This window comes from Sphingomonas arabinosi, from assembly GCF_036663715.1.
Lineage (GTDB): Bacteria > Pseudomonadota > Alphaproteobacteria > Sphingomonadales > Sphingomonadaceae > Sphingomonas.
Genome location: NZ_JAXOJN010000004.1, coordinates 103,527 through 123,465 on the forward strand (window position 1 = coordinate 103,527; position 19,939 = coordinate 123,465).

A 19,939-nucleotide genomic window follows, 5' to 3' on the forward strand; every position below is an offset into this window, starting at 1 on the left:
CACCTTCTCCCCGTTGGGGAGAAGGATTAGAGCCCACTCATGATCAACAGGCGCGGCCTACTCATTAGCGGAGGCGCGGGCGTCGGCCTAGTCGTAGCCTGGAGCCTCTGGCCCCGAACCTACGCCCCCAACCTCGTCGCCAACCCCAGCGAAACCCCGTTCGGCGCATGGCTCAAGATCGGCACCGACGGCCACGTCACCGTCGCCGTTCCGCAGGTCGAGCACGGCCAGGGAGTCTACACCACCCTCCCCCAGATCGTCGCGGACGAGCTCGGCGCGGACTGGCGCACGATCGGTGTCGAGCCCGCCCCGCTCAACCCGCTCTACGCCAACCCGATCGGCACGCACGACCTGTTCGAAGGCCTGTTCGACCGCCTCCCGGATGGCACCCCGCAGCCACCGATGCTGACCGGCGGATCCAGTTCGATCCGGATGTTCGAACAAGCCTGCCACGAGGCCGGTGCAGGCGCCCGCGCGCTGCTCTGCATGGCAGCGGCCAAACGCTGGGACGCCGACTGGACCCAAGTCAACGCCGAGGCCGGCTTTTGCACATATCAAGCCAAGCGCATCCGCTTTGCCGAGCTCGCCGAGGAGGCCGCGAAGTTCACGCTCCCCGCCCCCCTCCCGCTCGGCATCCAGGGCGCGGGCAAGCTCGTCGGCAAGTCCGTACCCCGCCTCGACACCCCGTCGAAGGTCGATGGCTCGGCGAACTTCGCAGGTGACGTTCGCCTCGCCGACATGGTTCACGCGGCGATCCGCCAAGGCCCGGTCGGCGGTCGCCTGACCAGGGTCGACCGCGCCGCTGCGGATCGCATCCGCGGCGTGCTATCGGTGGTCGAGAACCCGCGCTGGGTGGCCGCAGTCGCGACGACAGGGTGGGCCGCACAAAAGGCGCTCGACGCGCTCGCGCCACGGTTCGAGAACGACGCCTCGCTCCCGGACACAGAGTCGATCGAAGCAGCCCTGGACGCCGCGCTCGCACGTCCCGGCATGCGGATGGCGGAGACCGGAGACGTCGCCGCGACGTTCCAGGGCGCCAAGCTCGTCACCGCAACCTACCGCGCCGGTCTCGGCCTGCACGCAGCGATCGAGACCCGCAACGCGACCGCCTCCTTCTCGAACGGCCGCCTCGAACTCTGGCTAGCGACTCAAGCACCCGGTCTTGCACGATCGGCGGCGGCGCGCGCGGCGAACCTCAGCGAGGATGCGGTCGTCGTCCACCCGATGCTGATCGGCGGATCGTTCGGCGCAGCACTCGAACACGACGTCGCCGAGCAAGCCGCCGTCCTCGCGCTCAAACTCCGCCGCCCGGTCAGCCTCGTCTGGTCGCGCGGCGAGGACTCGCTCCACGACCACTACCGCGCACCCGCAGTCGCGAAGATGGCCGCACGGCTCGCCCCCAACGGCGCGATCATGGGCTGGAGCGCGACCATCGCCGCCCCCGCCACCGGCGCCGAGATGGCACGCCGCATGATGCCGGGGCTCGCCACCGAATCCGCGCTGATCGGCGTGAAAGGTGATCGCTACGCCGTGGCAGGCGCAACGCCCGCCTACCGCATCCCCGCCTATGCGATCGACCACCACCCCGCCGAGATCGGCATCCCGACCGGCCACCTTCGCGGCGGCGCACATGGCTACACCGCGTTCTTCACCGAATGCTTCCTCGACGAACTCGCGCGCGCGGCGCAATCCGAACCGATGTCGTTCCGCATCGGCATGCTCGGCGGCGAACCGCGGCTCGCCCGCTGTCTCTCGACCGCAGCGGCACTCGGCGGCTGGAACGGCGGTATCGCGGGCAGCGGCCAGGGTATCGCAGCCCACGCGTTCCGAGGCAGCTACATCGCCGTGATGGCCGAGGCGCACATGGGCCCGAACCAGCGCCCGGTGGTCGACCGCCTCGTCGCCGCGGTGGATTGCGGCGCTCAGATCAATCCCGACATCGTCCGCCAGCAGATCGAGGGCGGTCTGATCTTCGGCATGGCCTCGGCACTCGGCGCCGCGACCGGCTTCACCCGCGGCCTTGCCGACGCACGCGGGTTCGACACGATCGCGCTGCCCCGCCTCGCCGACACGCCCGACATCACCGTCGAATTGATCCGCAGCGACGAAGCCCCCGGCGGCGTCGGCGAACTCGGCGTCCCCGCGGTCGCGCCGGCGATCGCCAATGCACTCTATGCGTCAACGGGCTTCCGCATCCGCAATTTGCCTTTAAGACCAGCGTCATGACCCTGCCCCCCGATCACCCCCCGATTCCCAAGCCGAAGATCGGCGTGTTGCTGATGAACCTCGGCACGCCCGATGGCCCCGATGCGAAATCGGTAAAGCGCTATCTCGGCGAGTTCCTGTCCGATTCGCGCGTCGTCGAAATCCCGCAGATCGCGTGGCAACCAATCCTGCGCGGCATCATCCTCAACACCCGCCCGAAAAAGTCCGCCCACGCCTATGCGCAGGTCTGGCGCGACGATGGCTCGCCGCTCGCTGCAATCACCCGGTTGCAGGCGGCGGCGCTGAAGGATTCGTTCGGGCCGGAAGTGCTGGTCGACTGGGCGATGCGCTACGGCAATCCCTCGATTTCGGACCGGCTGACGGCGATGAAGGCGGCGGGCTGCGAACGCATCCTGCTCGCGCCACTCTATCCGCAATATTGCGCAGCAACGACTGCAACCGCGAACGACAAGGCGTTCAAGCATCTCGCCGGGCTGCGCTGGCAGCCGGCGATCCGCACGCTGCCGCCTTATTATGACGACACGCTGTATATCGACGCATTGAAGGACTCGCTCGAAGAGGGCCTTGCCGCGCTCGATTTCACCCCCGATGCGATCGTCGCCAGCTTCCACGGGATGCCGAAGCGGACGTTGCAGCAGGGCGATCCCTACCACTGCCACTGCCAGAAAACCGCGCGATTGCTCGGCGAACGCATGGGCCGCGAGTTGACGATCGCGTTCCAGTCGCGGTTCGGGCCGCAGAAGTGGCTCGGCCCGGCGACCGACGAGACGCTGGTGGCGCTCGCCAAGGCCGGCAAGACCAAGGTAGCGATCTTCGCGCCGGGCTTCTCCGCCGATTGTCTCGAGACGCTTGAGGAGCTGTCGATCCGCGGGCGTGAGAGCTTCGAGGAAGCAGGCGGCACGCACTTCGCTTATCTCCCCTGCCTCAACGACAGCCCGGTCGGCGTGGAAATGTTGCGCAGCATTTTGGCGCGCGAGCTTGAAGGATGGGTGCGGGCTGGCTAGCCTCCCCCAAAAGGCTGAACCTAGGAGAGACTGATGGCACGCGTCGCAATTGTAACCGGTGGTACGCGCGGAATCGGCGAAGCGATCAGCCTCGCATTGCAGGACATGGGCCTGACCGTAGCGGCAACCTATGCTGGCAACGATGACCGGGCTCGCGAATTCACCGAGCGCACTGGGATCAAGGCGTATAAATGGGACGTCGCCGACTACGACGCGTGCCAGGCCGGCTGCGCGCAGGTCGCCGCTGACCTGGGTGACGTCGATATCGTCGTGAACAATGCCGGCATCACCCGCGACGGCACGATCCTGAAGATGACCTACCAGGATTGGAAAGAGGTGATGGACACCAATCTCGGCGGTTGCTTCAACATGGCCAAGGCGGTGTTCCCGGGCATGCGGACGCGCAAATGGGGGCGGATCGTCAACATTGGCTCGATCAACGGGCAGGCCGGGCAATACGGCCAGGTGAACTACGCAGCGGCCAAGTCCGGCATCCACGGCTTCACCAAGGCGTTGGCGCAAGAAGGCGCGCGTGCCGGCGTGACGGTCAACGCGATCGCGCCTGGGTATATCGATACGGACATGGTGGCGGCGGTGCCGGCCGACGTGCTGGAGAAGATCGTGGCGAAGATCCCGGTCGGGCGCTTGGGCCAGGCGACCGAAATCGCGCGTGGTGTGGCGTTTCTGTGCTCGGAGGAGGGCGGGTTCGTGACCGGGTCTACGCTGAGCATTAATGGCGGGCAGCACATGTACTGACGGGCGCAGGCGCGGCAACGTCCGCGCCGTTGACCGCGAGCAAAGCGAAGCGGGCAGCGCCCGGCACGGCCGGCGGGTCGGTTCACCGAACCCGTCCGACGGCGGCTTTGCCGGCGGCGCTGAGTAGATGTCTACCGGATTACCGAGAACGGTCTTGCTTGATCCTGGGCCCCCGCCTTCGCGGGGAAACAGCAAGGTCAGCGCTGCTTCAACCGAACCACCGGAAAACGAATAGCGACCTACTCCCTCTCCCCTTTGGGGAGAGGGTCGGGGTGAGGGGCAGCCAAGCAGTGCTACGCCCGGAACAGCCCCTCACCCAACCCCTGCTCAAGCTACGACACCAAGCCCTCACCCGTCGCTGGCCCGCTCGATATCCGCACCAACCGCGCTCAGCTTCTCCTCAAGCCGCTCATACCCGCGGTCGAGGTGGTAAACCCGACCCACCGACGTCTCGCCATCCGCCGCCAACCCGGCCAGGATCAGGCTCATCGAAGCCCGCAGATCGGTCGCCATCACCGGCGCCCCGACCAGCTTGTCGACCCCGCGCACCACCGCGGTCCGCCCACGCACCTGGATATCCGCCCCCATCCGCGCCAGTTCCGGCACGTGCATATAGCGGTTCTCGAAGATCGTCTCGGTCAGCACGCTGGCGCCATCCGCCTTGCACAGCATCGCCATGAACTGCGCTTGCATGTCGGTCGCGAACCCGGGGTAAGGCGCAGTCGACAGCGTCAGCGGCTTCAGCTTGCCGTCCGAGGCGATGCGGACGCCGTCCCTGGTCGGCGTAACGGAAACGCCCGCCTCGACCAGCGCATCGATCGTCGCACCCATGTCCGGGATCGCGACGCCGACCAGCTCCAGGTCGCCGCCCGTGATCGCCGCGGCGCACGCGTAACTGCCCGCCTCGATCCGGTCGGGCATCACCGCATAGGTCGCGCCGTGCAGCCGGTCGCGGCCCTCGATCGTCAGCGTCTCTGTGCCGATCCCGTCGATCGACGCGCCCATCGCGACGAGGCAGTTGCAGAGGTCGACGATCTCGGGCTCACGCGCGGCGTTCTCGATCACGCTGGTGCCCTTGGCGAGCACCGCGGCCATCACGACGTTCTCTGTCGCGCCGACCGACACGATCGGGAAACGGAAGCGCCCGCCCGGCAGGCGTCCACCCGGCGCGATCGCCTTCACATAGCCCGCCGCCATTTCCAACTCGGCGCCAATCGCCTCGAGCGCGCGCAGATGCAGATCGATCGGCCGATTGCCGATAGCGCAGCCCCCCGGCAGCGACACCGTCGCTTCGCCGCCACGGCCGAGCAGAGGCCCGAGCACCAGGATCGACGCGCGCATCTTCCGCACGATGTCGTACGGCGCCTCGGTCGAGGTGAGGTTACCCGCGCGGATCGTCATCACACGGCCGAAATCCTCCGGCCGCGTCCCCTGGATCGCGGTCGACGCACCGAGCTGGTTGAGCAGATGGCCGAAGCCGTCGACATCCGCCAGCCGCGGCAGGTTGCGCAGCGTCAGCGGTTCTTCGGTCAGCAGCGCGCACGGCATCAGCGTGAGCGCGGCGTTCTTCGCGCCGGAAATGGGCAGGCGCCCGGATAGGCGATTGCCGCCGCGAATGAGAATACGGTCCATCGCCGGTGTCTATCGCGGCTGGCGATCTGCGCAAGGGCCCCTTGGCGATCGGGCGATGGGCGGACGCTACCCGAGGACGAGTCCCGCGTTGGGACCGCGCGCCCTCCTCCGCAGCGCTAACGCCCCCCGCTTGATCGACTTTAATGCGCGGAAATCCTAGCTTTGCTCTGTGGTTCTCTAACATCGGGGACGATTACAGAGTGCCGCACAGCTGCTTCGCCGACCGCGTCGGCGATCTCGTCGACCTGTCGATGAACGAAAAGGCTGCGCTAGCGCGGTTGGAGGACCGCCCGCGAGACTTGCGTCGCGGTGCCGTCCTCGTGCGAGAGAACGACCCACAGGCCGAACTCTTCATCCTCCAACGCGGCATGGCAATGAGCTATGTGCTGCTAGACGACGGCAGCCGCCAGATCCTGCGCTTCCTCTATGCCGGCGACATGCTGGCGGTCTCGGCTCTGGTGTACCGCGATTCGCCCGAGACGGTGGTCGCGCTGACGGATTGCACGGTCTGCTCGTTCGATCGGTCGGCGATGACCGGGCTCGTCACCGATCACCCGCGGTTGTCGGCGCTGATCATGGTGATGAACCAGATGGAGAAGGTCGCGCTGACCGACCGTCTCGCCGCGCTCGGCCGGACCTCGGCAAAGGCCCGGATCGCCGCGCTGCTGTTCGAGATGCGCAACCGATTACGAATGCGCGACCGGGCGATGGGCAACAGCTTCACACTTGGGCTGACGCAGGAGGAAATCGGCGACGCAACCGGCCTCACCGCGGTCCACGTCAACCGCATGCTTCGCCAACTCGAGGAAGACGGCCTGATCCGCCGCGAAATGGGCCGGGTGACATTGCTCAACGAAATGCAACTGGCGCAGGCGGCGAATTATATCGATCGGTTCGACGGACTAGACCTGCGCTGGCTTCCCCCCGCACGGTAAAATACGCTTCGATCCCCCCGCCGAGAGGACTGATCAAGTCACGCCTTCTCGAGCGTGCACTGCAGCGGATGCTGGTTCTGGCGGGCGAAATCCATGACCTGCGACACCTTGGTCTCCGCGACCTCGTAGCTGAACGTCCCACAAACCCCGACGCCCTTCTGGTGGACGTGCAGCATAACGCGAGTCGCCGCCTCCATGTCCATCCGGAAGAACCGCTGGAGGCACAGCACGACGAATTCCATCGGCGTATAGTCGTCGTTGAGCATCAGGACGCGGTACGGCGTCGGCTGTTTGGTCTTCGCGCGCGTCTTGGTCGCGATGCCGGCGCCCGTGCCGCCATCGCCATCTTCGCCACCATCGTCGCGGCGCTCGGCCATCATTGCGGCCAGCTTCAATTCGGGGGTCAACACCATGCTGCCAAAATATGGCATGCCGGGGGGCAAGGGCAAGGGGGCGCCCGCACACCCCACGCGAAATCCGTGCGAAATCCACAAACGAAAAGGGGCGACCGTCGCATGACGGCCGCCCCTTTCGTGTCGCACTACCCGAAGGCGGCGCGCAATCGACTTACGACGAGATCTTCATCTTGTCGGTCGCGACCGCAACGCGGTTCGAGATCGGCTGCGCGAACTCGCCGAACATCTTCAGCATCCGCTCGGTCGAGCGCGAACCCTCGGCGATCATCGTGTCGAACGCGGTGCGCGCGTAATCGCCCTGGAGCTTCATGAACTCGGTCGGCGACTTGGCGGCGGCGAGCGTCTTGGCGGCTTCGGTCGCGCTCTCGAACGAGGTCTTGGCGTACTCGGCCGCTTCCTGGCCGAGCGCCTCGACGTTCTTCGCGGCGATCTTCGACGATTCGACCAGCGCCTCGATGTTGCCCTTGCCGAACGCGACGAAATCTTCCGCCATCTTCGCCGACTTCTCCATCGCGCCCTTGGCCTGCTCATTGAACTCGGCGGTGTTCGCGCCCGTGAAGAGGGCCTTGGTCTTCTCGGTGATGCTCTGGATCGTTTCCATCGTGGCGTCCTTTGTTTCGCTGGCAGGAGTCCCCGTTGGCGCGGTGGCCGGAATCGGGGCGGGAATGTCCGGATGCGGCGATACAAAAGCAGCCGCGAGAGGTTGAGGTACCGACGTCTTGGCGATCGGCTCGGGTGCCGGTTTCGCCGGCTTGGCGACAGTCCGAGCGGAGGCTTTGGCGGTCGCGGCCTTCACGGCAGCCACCGGTTTCGCGGCGGCGACAAGCTTCGAACCGGCCTTGGCCGTCCGTTTCACGATATCCACCATCCACGCACCTCTCTTCGGAGTTATGTCGCGGTCTTTGTACACTATTCGTGGCGCCGCACAATTAAAATTGTGCAGTGCACCATGACGTTAACGGAAGGTAGCGCTACCGAGTTTTAACATACTCGCCGGGCGCATCGCCGAGCGCCGCGAGGGGCCCCTTGCCGGGATGCCTAACCCCTTTGGCTGGCACGATTTTCGGATCGATCGCGCGGACCCATTCGACCCAGTCCGGCCACCAGCTTCCCTTGGTCTCGGTCGCTCCCGCAACGAAGTTGTCGAGCGTCGTATGCGCCGAAGGATTGGTCCAAAACTGATACTTGCCCGCAGCCGGCGGGTTCACGACTCCGGCGATGTGCCCCGACCCCGCCAGCACGAACTTCAGCGGTCCCGCGAACAGCTGGGTCAGCTTCCACACGCTTTCCGCCGGTGCGATATGATCCTCGCGCCCCGCCTGGACATAGCTTGGCGTCTTGACCTTGGTGAGGTCGAGCGGCGTGCCGTCGACGCTGATCGCGCCCGGCTGTACTAGCAGATTGTCGCGGTACAGGTCGGTCAGATAGCTCAAATGCCATTTCGCCGGCAGGTTGGTCGTGTCACCATTCCAGTGGAGCAGGTCGAACGGCACGTAATCCTGCCCGAGCAAATAATTCTGCGTGACGTAGTTCCAGATCAGGTCGCGCCCGCGCAGCAGGTTGAACGTCGTCGCCATGTAACGCCCGTCGAGGAACCCCTCTGGCGACAGCGACGCGACCATCTTAAGCTGCTCGTCGTCGATGAAATACTGCAACTCGCCCGCCTGCGCGAAATCGACCTGTGCCGTGAAGAACGTCGCGCTCGCCACCTTTTCCGCAAGCCCGCGTGCGGTCAGCAGCGCGAGTGTCGCGGCCAGCGTCGTTCCCGCCACGCAATAGCCGATCGTATGCACCGCCGGCACGTCGAGCACGTCGCGGACGGTGTCGATCGCCTCGACCTGCGCGCCGACATAATCGTCCCAAACCACGTCCTTCATGCTCGCGTCGGCGGATTTCCAGGACACCATGAACACCGTGATGCCCTGCTCGACCGCCCAGCGGATGAAGCTCTTCTCGGGCGTCAGGTCGAGGATGTAGAACCGGTTGATCCACGGCGGAAAGATGACGAGCGGCGTCGCCAGAACCTTCTCGGTGGTCGGGCTGTATTGAATGAGCTCGTAGAGCGGCGTGCGCTTGACCACCTTGCCCGGCGTCATCGCCAGGTTGCGGCCGAGCTCGAACGCGCCCTCCGGCGTATGCGTCACCTGCCCGCGGGCGAGGTCCGCCATCATGTTCTGCAGACCTTTCAGCAGATTCTCGCCCCGCGTCTCGATCGTCTTCTCGATCACCTGCGGGTTGGTCAGCGCGAAATTGGTCGGACTCATCGCGTCGACGAACCCCTTGGTCGCGAACCGCAACTGCTCCTTCTGCTTCGGGTCGAGCCCGTCGATCGCCTCGACACCGCGGAGCATGTGATCGCCGATCAACTGATAGCTCTGCCGGATCAGGTCGAACACGGGTTCGCGCCACTGCGGCGCCTTGAAGCGCTTGTCGGTGACGGGGGCGGGCTCGGGCGCCTTGGCCGGATCGAGAAACCGCTGCCACAGAGTCAGGCTCTCACTCCAGAAATCGCGTGCGCGCTCCAGCGTGGCGGGATCGGTGAGGCCCGGGATCGCCGGGATCGCCTCGGGCTTGGGCTGCATCGCCGCCAAGCCCTGCTCCATCATCATCTGCTGCGCACGCCCCATGACCCAGGTCCAGTGCTGGAGATCGGGAAGGGTCGGGGTAGGAGGAGTTTCGGCCATGACGTCCTCTGCTTTTCCCGGAGCTTAGCCGAGCGATCGGCCAAGCGGAAGAACGAGGCGATTCAAACATGCTGCCCGTCACACCCCAACTCGTCATCCTGACGAAAGTCAGGACCCAGGGTTACGAGCGCAGGCGCTTGCGGCTCTGGGTCCTGACTTTCGTCAGGATGACGGAATTTTCTGGCGTCGCTCGTCCTCGCCAACCACCACGCCGCCTCCCCCGCGCCGCCTCGCCAACCACCGCGCCGCCTCCCAACCACCTCCCCGGCGAAGGCCGGGGTCCAATTGGGCGACGGCGCTGATGAACGATGCGCTTCGTTACCACGACCTTTCCAATTGGACCCTGGCCTCCGCCGGGGAGGTACTCGGCAAACCTTTCGCACCGGCGACGAATGAGGCGGATGACGCCCCCCCTCACCTGCGGTACAGCACCCGCTCCTCCAGCTTGAGGCTGATCATGTCCGAAGACTTCTACCGCATCAAACGCTTGCCCCCTTACGTCATCGCCGAAGTGAACGCGATGCGGGCGGCGGCGCGCGCGGGCGGGGAGGACATCATCGATCTCGGCATGGGCAATCCCGACCTGCCGCCGCCCGAGCATGTCATCGAAAAGCTCGTCGAAGTCGCGCGCAAGCCCAGCGCGCACGGCTATTCGCAGTCGAAAGGCATCCCCGGCCTGCGCAAGGCGCAGGCGAATTACTACGGCCGCCGGTTCGGCGTCGACGTCGATCCCGAGACCGAAGTCGTGGTCACGATGGGCTCGAAGGAGGGCCTCGCGAGCCTCGCCACCGCGATCACCGCGCCCGGTGACGTCGTGCTTGCGCCCAACCCGTCCTATCCGATCCACACCTTCGGCTTCATCATCGCCGGCGCCACGATCCGCGCGGTGCCGACGACCCCGGACGAGGCGTATTTCGAGAGCCTCGAGCGCGCGATGGCGTTCACCGTGCCCCGCCCGTCGATCCTGGTCGTCAACTATCCGTCGAATCCGACGGCAGAGGCAGTCGATCTCGCCTTCTACGAGCGCCTCGTCGCGTGGGCGAAGGAGAACAAGGTCTGGATCATCTCCGATCTCGCCTATTCGGAGCTCTATTACGACGGCAACCCGACCCCCTCGATCCTGCAGGTGCCGGGCGCGAAGGATATCGCGATCGAGTTCACCTCGCTCAGCAAGACCTATTCGATGGCCGGCTGGCGGATCGGCTTCGCGGTCGGCAACAAGACGCTGATCGCGGCGATGAGCCGCGTAAAGTCGTACCTCGACTACGGCGCGTTCACGCCGATCCAGGCGGCCGCCTGCGCCGCGTTGAACGGTCCGCAGGACATCGTCGAACGCAACCGCCTGCTATATCACAAGCGCCGCGACGTCATGGTCGAGAGCTTCGGCCGCGCCGGCTGGGATATCCCGTCCCCCCGCGCGAGCATGTTCGCTTGGGCGCCTTTGCCACCCGCCCTCGCGCATTTAGGTAGCCTTGAGTTCACCAAACAATTGCTGACTCACGCGCACGTCGCGGTCGCCCCAGGCGTGGGCTACGGCGAAAACGGCGAGGGCTATGTGAGGATCGCGATGGTCGAGAACGAACAGCGGCTCCGTCAGGCGGCGCGCAACGTGAAGAAATACCTCCAGTCCATGGGCGTAAACACGCCCGCGCGCGGCGCCGGCTGACCTTCGCCAGCGTGGATATCAATCCGTTATATTCGGTGGCCGGCGTGCTCGTCGGCCTCATTGTCGGGCTGACGGGTGTCGGTGGCGGGTCGCTGATGACGCCGCTGCTGGTGCTCGTCTTCGGCTTCCACCCCGCCACCGCGGTCGGCACCGACCTGCTCTACGCGTCGGCGACCAAGACGGTGGGAACGACGGTGCATGGATGGCGCGGCACGGTCGACTGGCGCGTGGTGCGCCGGCTGGCGACCGGCAGCGTCCCGGCGGCGATCGCGACGTTGCTGGTGCTAAACCACCTCGGCGAGAAATCATCCGACACCGGCCACGCGATCACCGTCGTGCTCGGCATCACGCTGATCCTGTCGGCGGTCGCGACGTTCCTCCGCGGCAAGATCGTCGCATGGCTGACCCCGCGGATCGGCACGGTCGGCGGTGAACGCCAGGCGATGCTGACGATCCTGCTGGGCGCCGTCCTCGGCGTGCTGGTCTCGCTCACCTCGGTCGGTGCCGGCGCGCTGGGCATGACCGCGCTGCTGATCCTCTACCCCTCCCTGCCGATCAACCGATTGGTCGGTTCGGACATCGCGCACGCGGTGCCACTGACGTTGCTCGGGGGGATCGGCCACTGGATCCTCGGCTCGGTCGACGTCGACCTGCTCGTGTCGCTGCTGATCGGCTCGATCCCCGGCATCATCGTCGGCAGCCTGATCGCGACGCGCGTCTCCGACCGCGTACTGGTCCCGGTGCTCGCGACCGTGCTGGCGATCGTCGGCGTCCGGCTGATCTTCTGATGCGGCCCGGTTTCGCCTTCTCCACCAAGTTCCGCGTGCGCTACGCCGAAATCGACGGCCAGCGCATCGTCTTCAACTCGCGCTATCTCGAATATGCCGACGTCGCGGTGACCGAGTTCTGGGAATGGACAGGGATCGCCGAAGCCCTGCCTGACGTCTGGCCGACCACCGAGTTCAACGTACGCCGGACCGAGATCGACTACCTCAAGCCGTTCCGCCTCGGGGATACGGTGGAAGCGTTCGTGCGGATCGAAAAGCTAGGCACGACAAGCCTGACGAAGCGCTTCGAGTTGGCGCATGCGGAGACGGGCGAACTGCACACGGTGATCACGATGGTCAGCGTCCACGTCGATCTGGAAACAGGCCGCCCGGTCGCGTTGCCAAACGCGATCCGCACAGTGCTGGAGTCGCTACCCACCCACTAACGCAACAGTCCCCCCTCCCTGAAAGGGAGGGGTAGGGGGTGGGTCGGCCCGTTGGGAGAGCGCCGGCACCAGCCCCAAGCCAACCCACCCCCAGCCCCTCCCTTCCAGGGAGGGGAGCAGAAGGGGCCTACTCCGCCGCCTCAGCCGCCGCCTCTGCCTCCACGCCATCCCCGGCAACTTCCCCAGGCAGAGCCCAGATCAAATCCCCCTTCGCCAGCACGCGCCCATCATGCGCCCGCACCGACACCGGCTGCAAAGGCCGCCGATCGCGCGCGTCGACCAGGATCGGGAACGCCGGCACGCACGTCTCCCACCGCTCGCCCCATTGCCGCAGCGCGATCATCGTCGGCAACAGCGCGAAACCCTTGTCGGTCAGTCCGTAGGCGATCTTGCGCCGATCCTCCGGGATGGGCTGTCGCTCTAGGATCCCGTGCTCGACCAGCCGCGCCAGCCGGTTCGCCAGGATGTTCCGTGCGATGCCGAGTTCCGATTGGAACTCCTCGAAATGATGCAGGCCGTTGAACGCCGCGCGGAGGATCAGGAACGACCAGCGCTCGCCCATCGCCTCCAGCGCGGCGGGCAGGCTGCATTCCAGCAATGGTTCGCGCAATTTGCCCATCACGTCATCCTCGTCCGCGGGCAAGCGTACCGCATAACCCGCAGAAGCGAAACGCCCCGGTTATCCTGCGTTATACGCCACTGACCCAACGAATGGATGACGCACCCCTTGGATGCACCCACTAGATCACAGTGATGCGACGCTTTTTGTTGCCAAAACTCCTCGTACGGCCCCATCTATGAACCGTGTTGCGCCAATATGAACTGGTCGATCGCGTCCTCGACTACGATCCCGACGCCGACGAGGCGCTGCTGAACCGCGCCTATGTCTTCTCGATGCAGGCGCACGGGTCGCAAAAGCGTGCGAGCGGCGATCCGTATTTCAGCCATCCGATCGAGGTGGCCGGCATTCTCACCGACCTGCACCTCGACGCGGAGACGATCGCCACCGCGATCCTCCACGACACGATCGAGGACACGGTCGCCACGCCCGAGGAAATCGAACGGCTGTTCGGTGCTTCGGTCGCGCGTCTCGTCGACGGCGTCACCAAGCTTTCGAAGATCGAAGCACAGACCGAAAACGAACGCGCCGCCGAAAACCTCCGCAAATTCCTCCTCGCGATGTCCGACGACATCCGCGTACTTCTCGTTAAACTTGCCGACCGCCTCCACAACATGCGCACGCTGCACCACATCGCCAAGCCAGAGAAGCGCCGTCGCATCGCCAAGGAGACGATGGACATCTACGCGCCGCTCGCCGAGCGGATCGGCATGTACGAGTTCATGCGCGAGATGCAGTCGCTCGCGTTCGAACAGCTAGAGCCCGAAGCCTCCGAATCGATCAACCGCCGCCTCGAACAGCTCAAAAAGGGCGACGGCGACCGCATCGCCAAGATCGCCTCCGGCCTCAAGCTGGTACTCTCCCGCGCCGGTGTCGAAGCGGAAATCTCGGGGCGCGAAAAACACCCCTATTCGATCTTCCGGAAGATGTCCGAACGCCACATCAGCTTCGAACAACTCTCCGATGTAATGGCCTTCCGCGCGATCGTCCCCACCGAGGAAGATTGCTACCGTGCACTTGGGATCATCCATCAGCGCTGGCCGATGGTGCCGGGGCGGTTCAAGGATTACATCTCGACGCCCAAGCGCAACGGCTATCGTTCGCTGCATACCTCGGTGATCCATGCCGACAGCGCGCGGATCGAGATCCAGATCCGCACGCCCGATATGCACGCGCAGGCCGAGTTCGGGCTGGCGGCGCACTGGGCGTACAAGCAGCAGATTAACGGCAGCGACCGGCAGGTCAGCTGGATCCGAGACCTCGTCGAAATCCTCGATACCGCCGAAAGCCCCGAAGAGCTGCTCGAACATACGCGGATGGCGATGTACACCGATCGCATCTTCGCGTTCACGCCGAAGGGCGAGCTGATCCAGTTGCCCAAGGGCGCGACCTCGATCGACTTCGCCTATGCGGTGCACACCGACCTTGGCGATCAGGCGGTCGGCGCGAAGGTGAACGGTCGGGTCGTGCCGCTGTCGACGGTGATCGAGAATGGCGACCAGGTGCAGATCCTGCGCTCGAAGGGCCAGTCACCGCAGCCGCAATGGCTGAACGTCGCGACCACCGGCAAGGCGCTCGCCGCGATCCGCCGGCATCTGCGCCAGAAGGAACGTGTCGAGCAGACCGCACTGGGCCAGACGCTGTACGAGGACATCGTCACCCGCCTGCCCGCGCAGATCGGCACCGATGCGCTGAGCCACGCGCTGAAGCGGCTCAAGCTGCCCGACGAATCGTCGCTGATGGTCGCGATCGCGCGGCGGACCTTGTCCGATGCAGCGGTGATGGAGGCGTTGATGCCGGGCTCGGCCGGTGCGGACGTGACGCATGCGCTGGCGCCGCAATCGAGCGCGATCTCTATCAAGGGGCTGACTCCCGGTGTCGCCTACGACCTCGCCACGTGCTGCCACCCAGTACCGGGCGACCGGATCGTCGGATTGCGCCGGCCGGACGCAGGCATCGAAGTCCATGCGATCGACTGTAAGGTGCTCGCCGAACTCGCCGAGCGCTCGGAGAACGAGACCGACTGGGTGGATGTCGCGTGGGGCGACGAAACCGAGGGCGCCGTCGCGCGGATTTCGGTGATGGTGAAGAACGAGCCGGGCTCGCTCGGCATCGTCTCGACGATCATCGGCGGGCACAAGGCGAACATCATCAACCTGCGGCTCGATACGCGCGACAAGAGCTTCCACACCAACGAGATCGACGTCGAGGTGCACGACGTACAGCAGCTGATGCGGCTGATGGCCGGACTGCGCGCGGCGGATGCGGTGCATACCGTGGAGCGGGTGTAGAAACATCTGTCGATGACGCCGGACGAACCCGACGCTAGACGGGGCGAATGAACCGTCCAGCGTTATCGATCGTCGTGCCCTGCTACAACGAGGCGTCGTGCCTCGACATCCTTCACGCGCGCATTTCGGGCGCGGCGAAGGTCGCGGTCGGCGACGATTACGAGATCGTCCTGATCAACGACGGATCGCGCGACGATAGCTGGCACGTCATGCAACGCCTTGCCGCTGCCGACCCGCGGCTGGTGGCGATCAACCTATCGCGTAACCATGGCCACCAGTTGGCGCTGACCGCCGGGCTGGATCTGTGCGCAGGCGAGCAGATCCTGATCATCGACGCCGATCTCCAGGATCCGCCGGAATTGCTGTCCGACATGCGTGCGGCGATGGCGGCGAGCCAGGCGGACGTGGTGTACGCGGTGCGGCGCCAGCGCGCGGGCGAGACGGTGTTCAAGAAGGCGACCGCCGCTGCGTTCTACCGGATGCTGACGCGGATGACCGATACGCCGATCCCGCTCGACACCGGGGACTTCCGCCTGATGAGTCGGCGCGCGCTGGATGCGTTCCTCTCGCTCCCCGAGCAGGCCCGCTTCATCCGCGGCATGGTCGCCTGGATCGGCTTCAAACAGGTCCCCTTCCCGTATGATCGCGCCGAGCGGCTGGCGGGCGAGACGAACTACCCCCTGGCGAAAATGATCCGCCTAGCGTTCGACGCCGTCACCGGCTTCTCGACCGCGCCGCTGCGCTTCGCCAGCCACGCCGGGCTCGCGCTGACCGGCGTGTCGCTGCTGCTGTTCGTCTACATCGCGATCGGCTGGGTCTCGGGCAGCGCGGTGCAGGGCTGGACCTCGACGATGCTTGTGACGGTGTTCCTGGGCGCGGTGCAGATGTTCGTGCTGGGGATGATCGGCGAGTATCTGGGGCGGTTGTACGTCGAGTCGAAGCGGCGGCCTTTGTATATCGTCGCAGATGTCGCGGGGCCGATCCAGGGGAAGGCGACGTTGGGATTTCGGGCGGAGCCGGTGGACGTGGTGCGGTTGCCTGACGGCTCCCTCCCGGGTCGTATCGACTGATCCTCAAACCACCCCGGCGGAGGCCGGGGCCCACTTGGAAAGGTCGCAGTAACGGAGCGCGGACCTCAGTTGGCCACGTCCCCCAATTGGGCCCCGGCCTTCGCCGGGGTGGTGCTTCCCTAAGAAATCCAGCGCGGGTATCCTTCACCCCCGCCGCACCGGATTTACCGCCAATCCTCCCCTTGCAGGGGAGGTGGCAGCGCGAAGCGCTGACGGAGGGGTGACCTGCTCTCGATAGGGCGTCACCCCTCCGTCGCTACGCGACACCTCCCCTGCAAGAGGAGGATCGAGGAGCGTTACCGCGGCACCGCTAGCGTCACGATCGAGACCCCCGGCGTCATAGGCATGCGGCCGACCAGATGCCGCTCGAGCCGGAAGATCTTTTCGAACAGCGCGTTCACCAGCTTCGGCGGCGGCGAATCGTCGCTGTCGTCGCGCCCGGTCATCCGGCCCGCGATCCGCGCCGCCGCCGCCAGCGGGAACAGCAGCGAATTGAAATAGCCGAGCTTTTCCGGTTTCAGGCCAGCCGTCTCGATGGCGGTCTTGAGCGTTGCCTTCGAGTAGCGGCGGTGGTGATGGTTCACGACGTCGTGCGCGCTCCAGAGCCAGGCATGCGCGGGGACTGCGATCAGGATCTTGCCACCGGGCGCGAGGCAATCCGCCATCGCCTTCAATGCGGCGACGTCGTCCTCGATATGCTCGACCACATCGAGAACCGCGATCAGGTCGTAATGCTTCCGCGGCACGCCGGGGAGTTCGGGCAAGGGTGCCGCGCCGACCGGCTTGCCGAGCCGCTCGCTGGCGATCTCGCGTGCCGCCGGGTCGATCTCGATCGCATCAATCTCGCCGAACTCGGCCAGCATCGGCAGGTTGTGCCCGGTGCCGCAGCCGATCTCGAGGATCTTCGCATCCTTTGGCAACGCGCCGTAGCGGGTCAGATAATCCGCCAGGATGTCGCGGCGCGCGCGGTACCACCAGTGGGTGGAATCGTGGGCGGCCATCCGGTCGTAGACGATGCGGTCCATTAAATGTCGGCCCTACGGTTGAAACTCATGTCAGTTGAAAACCCAAAGACGGTTGAGCACGAAGCTCAGGATAGCGGCAAGAAGGACGGCGGGGATCAGCGGGATCCAAGGGTGCAGATGAAGCAGAGCGGTGCCGATCCAGGTGATGACCGCGTTGAGACTCAGCCCCGCGGCCTGGACGATCACGAACTTGAAATGCCGGCCCGCCCCCGGTTCCTTCGCATGGCCCTTGAAGCTCCAGCGGCTGTGGAGGAAGAACCCGACCACCACCGCGACCGCGAACGCGAACGGCACCGCGGCCACCGCTTGGCGGGGCGGGAAGACATAGGCGGTCAGCGGCAGGTAGACGAGCGAGTACACGACGCTGGAAATGCCGCCGGCGATGCCGAAGCGCACGAGCTGGCCGAGCACGCCGCTCGCCCGCATCTGCTCCATCTGTCGCCAAATCGCCTGCATGCCCGCCTTGCTCTTTACCTCCGGCGATCGCGCCGGTGCCTTGTTCTTTACGGGCACCGCGATAGAGCGACGCTTGAGATACGCCCGCGCATCTAGAGTGCGTGCGGGCTGGAGGAAAGCGTTTTGGATCAGGCACCACTTCAGCGGCGGACGCTGCTGGACGAACTCGATCGGCATTGGATCGCGCTGACGCTGCTCGCCTGGGTGGCGGTGGCGGCGTGGTCGATGTTCGATCGCTGGGGCCAGATCCGCTGGTTGTCGCTCGGCGATACCGACGACAACATGCGCCTGATGCAGGTTCGCGCGCTGCTCGATGGGCAGGGCTGGTACGATCTGCGCAACTATCGGCTGAACCCGCCGGTCGGGTTCGACATCCACTGGAGCCGGATCGTCGACCTGCCGATCGCCGGGCTGATCCTGTTCTTCCGGCTGTTCGTGGGCAACAGCTGGGCGGAGCGGCTGGCGTGCGGGATCGCGCCGTTGCTGCCGCTGTCGATCGCGATGCTGGGGATCGGCGCGACCGTACGGCGGCTGATCAGCCCCTATGCGTGGCCGTTGGCGGTCGTGATCATGGTCGGCGCGACCGGCACGATGCTGATGTTCATGCCCGAGCGGATCGATCATCACGGCTGGCAGCTCGCCATGCTGAGCCTGACGGTCGCGGGGCTGTGCGATGCGAACGGCCGGCGTGGTGGCGCGATGGTCGGGCTCGCGAGCGCGGTGTCGCTGTCGATCGGGCTCGAGCTGTTGCCGTATGCGGCGATGGCGGGGGCGATCATTGCCTTACGCTGGGTGTGGGACCGGTCCGAAGCGGAGCGGCTGTCGATCTATGCGCTGACGTTGGGCGGAGGCAGCACGCTGGGGTTTGCGCTGTTCGCGTCGAATGCCAATCAGGCGATGCGGTGCGATGCGCTGACGCCCGTGTGGTTGAGCGTGATGATTGCGGCGGGGATGTTGCTGTTTTTGCTCGCGCGGTTCGGGCCGGCTTCGCGGGGTGTGCGGCTGGCGCTGGCGGTTGTTGCGGGTGCGGCGATCGTTGCGGGCTTTGCGTTGGTGTTTCCGCAGTGCCTGGGGCGGCCCGAGGGCATTTCGCCCGAGCTGCAGCGCAACTGGCTCGACAATGTCCGCGAGGCCAAGCCGATCTACAAGCATAGTTTCCGGGTGGGGTTCGCGTTGGCGACGCTGCCGATCATCGGGCTGATCGGGGCGATCCTTGCAGCCTGGCGTGCGCGTCGCGACGACCGGGCCGTCGGCTGGGCGGCGGTCGCGCTGTTCACCGCGTTCGCCTGTGCGATGTTGCTGTGGCAGGTCCGCGCCGGGCCGGCGGCACAGTTGCTGGCGATTCCGGGGGCGACTGCGCTCGGGTGGCTGATCCTGCCGCGGTTGCTCGGGAATCGATCGATTGCGGTGCGCGTGCTGGGGACGGTGGCGGCGTTCCTGATCGTGTCGGGCTTGTTCGCCGGGATGGTGATCAAATACCTGCCGATCGATCGGCCGAAGCCGTATGAGAAGCGCGTCAATTCGGCGACGGGCAACTGCCTGCGGACGACCGTGCTGCTCGCGCTGAACAAGTATCCGGCGCAGACGGTGTTCACCTTCGTCGACATGGGGCCGCGGCTGATCACGATCACGCATCACGACGCGATCGCGGGGCCGTATCACCGGAACGGCGACGCGATCCTCGACGTCCAGCACGCGTTCGGCGGGACGCCGGACCAGGCGCATGCGATCATAAAACGGCATGGCGCAACCATGCTACTGCTGTGCCCGAACGCGGCGGAATCGACCAACTACAAGGCGCGCAGCCCGAAGGGGTTCTATGCGCAGATGGCGAAGAACGAGGTGCCGGGGTGGCTGACGCCTCTGCCGCTGCCGGCGAAGTCGCCGTTGCGGTTGTTCAAGGTGGACTGATCACCACCCGCCGGTTCTCCTGCGAACGCAGGAGC

At 65.8% G+C, this 19,939-nt stretch carries 17 protein-coding genes; 10 read left to right on the forward strand and 7 right to left on the reverse strand.

Going from position 1 to position 19,939, the window contains the following annotated elements:
- The first annotated feature begins 39 nt into the window (after positions 1 to 39).
- From U1708_RS08765 to phbB, 3 genes are read left to right on the forward strand one after another with little or no spacing between them, the layout of a single operon-like run.
- On the forward strand, positions 40 to 2,226 hold the full coding sequence (locus tag U1708_RS08765) for a xanthine dehydrogenase family protein molybdopterin-binding subunit (protein ID WP_332744767.1): 2,187 nt from the start codon (positions 40 to 42) through the stop codon (positions 2,224 to 2,226).
- Complete coding sequence (gene hemH / locus U1708_RS08770) at positions 2,223 to 3,230, forward strand: ferrochelatase (RefSeq protein ID WP_332744769.1); 1,008 nt, start codon at positions 2,223 to 2,225, stop codon at positions 3,228 to 3,230. Before U1708_RS08765 ends, hemH begins: the two co-directional genes overlap by 4 nt.
- A gap of 33 nt (positions 3,231 to 3,263) precedes the next feature.
- Positions 3,264 to 3,986, forward strand: a complete 723-nt coding sequence (phbB, locus tag U1708_RS08775; RefSeq protein ID WP_056066403.1) for an acetoacetyl-CoA reductase — start codon at positions 3,264 to 3,266, stop codon at positions 3,984 to 3,986.
- 348 nt (positions 3,987 to 4,334) lie between these two features.
- Here phbB and murA read toward each other — a convergent pair whose 3' ends face one another.
- Entirely contained in the window at positions 4,335 to 5,618 is a 1,284-nt protein-coding gene (murA, locus tag U1708_RS08780; protein WP_332744773.1) for a UDP-N-acetylglucosamine 1-carboxyvinyltransferase, read from the reverse strand.
- Between the two features lie 251 nt (positions 5,619 to 5,869).
- On the opposite strand from murA, the gene U1708_RS08785 reads away from it, so the two are divergent.
- Positions 5,870 to 6,553 (forward strand): Crp/Fnr family transcriptional regulator, encoded by a 684-nt coding sequence (locus U1708_RS08785; RefSeq protein ID WP_332745150.1) that lies wholly within the window; start codon positions 5,870 to 5,872, stop codon positions 6,551 to 6,553.
- A gap of 38 nt (positions 6,554 to 6,591) precedes the next feature.
- Here the strand turns inward: U1708_RS08785 and clpS are convergent, their stop codons facing one another.
- From clpS to U1708_RS08800, 3 genes are all read right to left on the reverse strand, one after another.
- Positions 6,592 to 6,930, reverse strand: a complete 339-nt coding sequence (gene clpS, locus U1708_RS08790) for an ATP-dependent Clp protease adapter ClpS (RefSeq protein ID WP_332745151.1) — start codon at positions 6,928 to 6,930, stop codon at positions 6,592 to 6,594.
- Positions 6,931 to 7,120: 190 nt separating this feature from the next.
- Positions 7,121 to 7,837 carry a phasin family protein gene (locus tag U1708_RS08795; RefSeq protein WP_332744775.1) on the reverse strand — a complete coding sequence of 239 codons (717 nt, stop codon included), beginning with the start codon at positions 7,835 to 7,837 and terminating at the stop codon, positions 7,121 to 7,123.
- Positions 7,838 to 7,940: 103 nt separating this feature from the next.
- On the reverse strand, positions 7,941 to 9,653 hold the full coding sequence (locus tag U1708_RS08800) for a PHA/PHB synthase family protein (protein ID WP_332744777.1): 1,713 nt from the start codon (positions 9,651 to 9,653) through the stop codon (positions 7,941 to 7,943).
- 457 nt (positions 9,654 to 10,110) lie between these two features.
- Between U1708_RS08800 and U1708_RS08805 the strand changes: the two genes are divergently transcribed.
- Genes U1708_RS08805 through U1708_RS08815 form a run of 3 tightly spaced genes read left to right on the forward strand, consistent with a single transcriptional unit; the run spans position 10,111 to position 12,532 of the window.
- A complete protein-coding gene (locus U1708_RS08805; protein ID WP_332744779.1) occupies positions 10,111 to 11,319 on the forward strand; it encodes an LL-diaminopimelate aminotransferase in 1,209 nt (402 codons plus the stop codon).
- An 11-nt stretch (positions 11,320 to 11,330) separates the two neighbouring features.
- Positions 11,331 to 12,107, forward strand: a complete 777-nt coding sequence (locus U1708_RS08810; RefSeq protein ID WP_332744782.1) for a sulfite exporter TauE/SafE family protein — start codon at positions 11,331 to 11,333, stop codon at positions 12,105 to 12,107.
- Positions 12,107 to 12,532, forward strand: coding sequence for an acyl-CoA thioesterase (locus U1708_RS08815; protein ID WP_332744783.1), 426 nt, complete (start codon positions 12,107 to 12,109; stop codon positions 12,530 to 12,532). Before U1708_RS08810 ends, U1708_RS08815 begins: the two co-directional genes overlap by 1 nt.
- A 127-nt stretch (positions 12,533 to 12,659) precedes the next feature.
- Here the strand turns inward: U1708_RS08815 and U1708_RS08820 are convergent, their stop codons facing one another.
- On the reverse strand, positions 12,660 to 13,151 hold the full coding sequence (locus U1708_RS08820; RefSeq protein WP_332744785.1) for a winged helix-turn-helix transcriptional regulator: 492 nt from the start codon (positions 13,149 to 13,151) through the stop codon (positions 12,660 to 12,662).
- A 185-nt stretch (positions 13,152 to 13,336) separates the two neighbouring features.
- Between U1708_RS08820 and U1708_RS08825 the strand changes: the two genes are divergently transcribed.
- Both U1708_RS08825 and U1708_RS08830 read left to right on the forward strand, forming a co-directional pair.
- Entirely contained in the window at positions 13,337 to 15,442 is a 2,106-nt protein-coding gene (locus U1708_RS08825; protein ID WP_332744786.1) for a RelA/SpoT family protein, read from the forward strand.
- 47 nt (positions 15,443 to 15,489) lie between these two features.
- A complete protein-coding gene (locus U1708_RS08830) occupies positions 15,490 to 16,512 on the forward strand; it encodes a glycosyltransferase family 2 protein (protein ID WP_332744788.1) in 1,023 nt (340 codons plus the stop codon).
- A gap of 296 nt (positions 16,513 to 16,808) precedes the next feature.
- Here U1708_RS08830 and U1708_RS08835 read toward each other — a convergent pair whose 3' ends face one another.
- Positions 16,809 to 17,537: a class I SAM-dependent methyltransferase gene (locus U1708_RS08835; protein ID WP_248522461.1), complete on the reverse strand. Its 729-nt coding sequence runs from the start codon at positions 17,535 to 17,537 to the stop codon at positions 16,809 to 16,811.
- A 30-nt stretch (positions 17,538 to 17,567) separates the two neighbouring features.
- Positions 17,568 to 18,050 carry a GtrA family protein gene (locus U1708_RS08840; RefSeq protein ID WP_332744792.1) on the reverse strand — a complete coding sequence of 161 codons (483 nt, stop codon included), beginning with the start codon at positions 18,048 to 18,050 and terminating at the stop codon, positions 17,568 to 17,570.
- A 66-nt stretch (positions 18,051 to 18,116) separates the two neighbouring features.
- Here U1708_RS08840 and U1708_RS08845 point away from each other — a divergent pair, with 66 nt between their 5' ends.
- On the forward strand, positions 18,117 to 19,904 hold the full coding sequence (locus U1708_RS08845) for an AcrB/AcrD/AcrF family protein (RefSeq protein WP_332744794.1): 1,788 nt from the start codon (positions 18,117 to 18,119) through the stop codon (positions 19,902 to 19,904).
- Positions 19,905 to 19,939 lie beyond the last annotated feature (35 nt).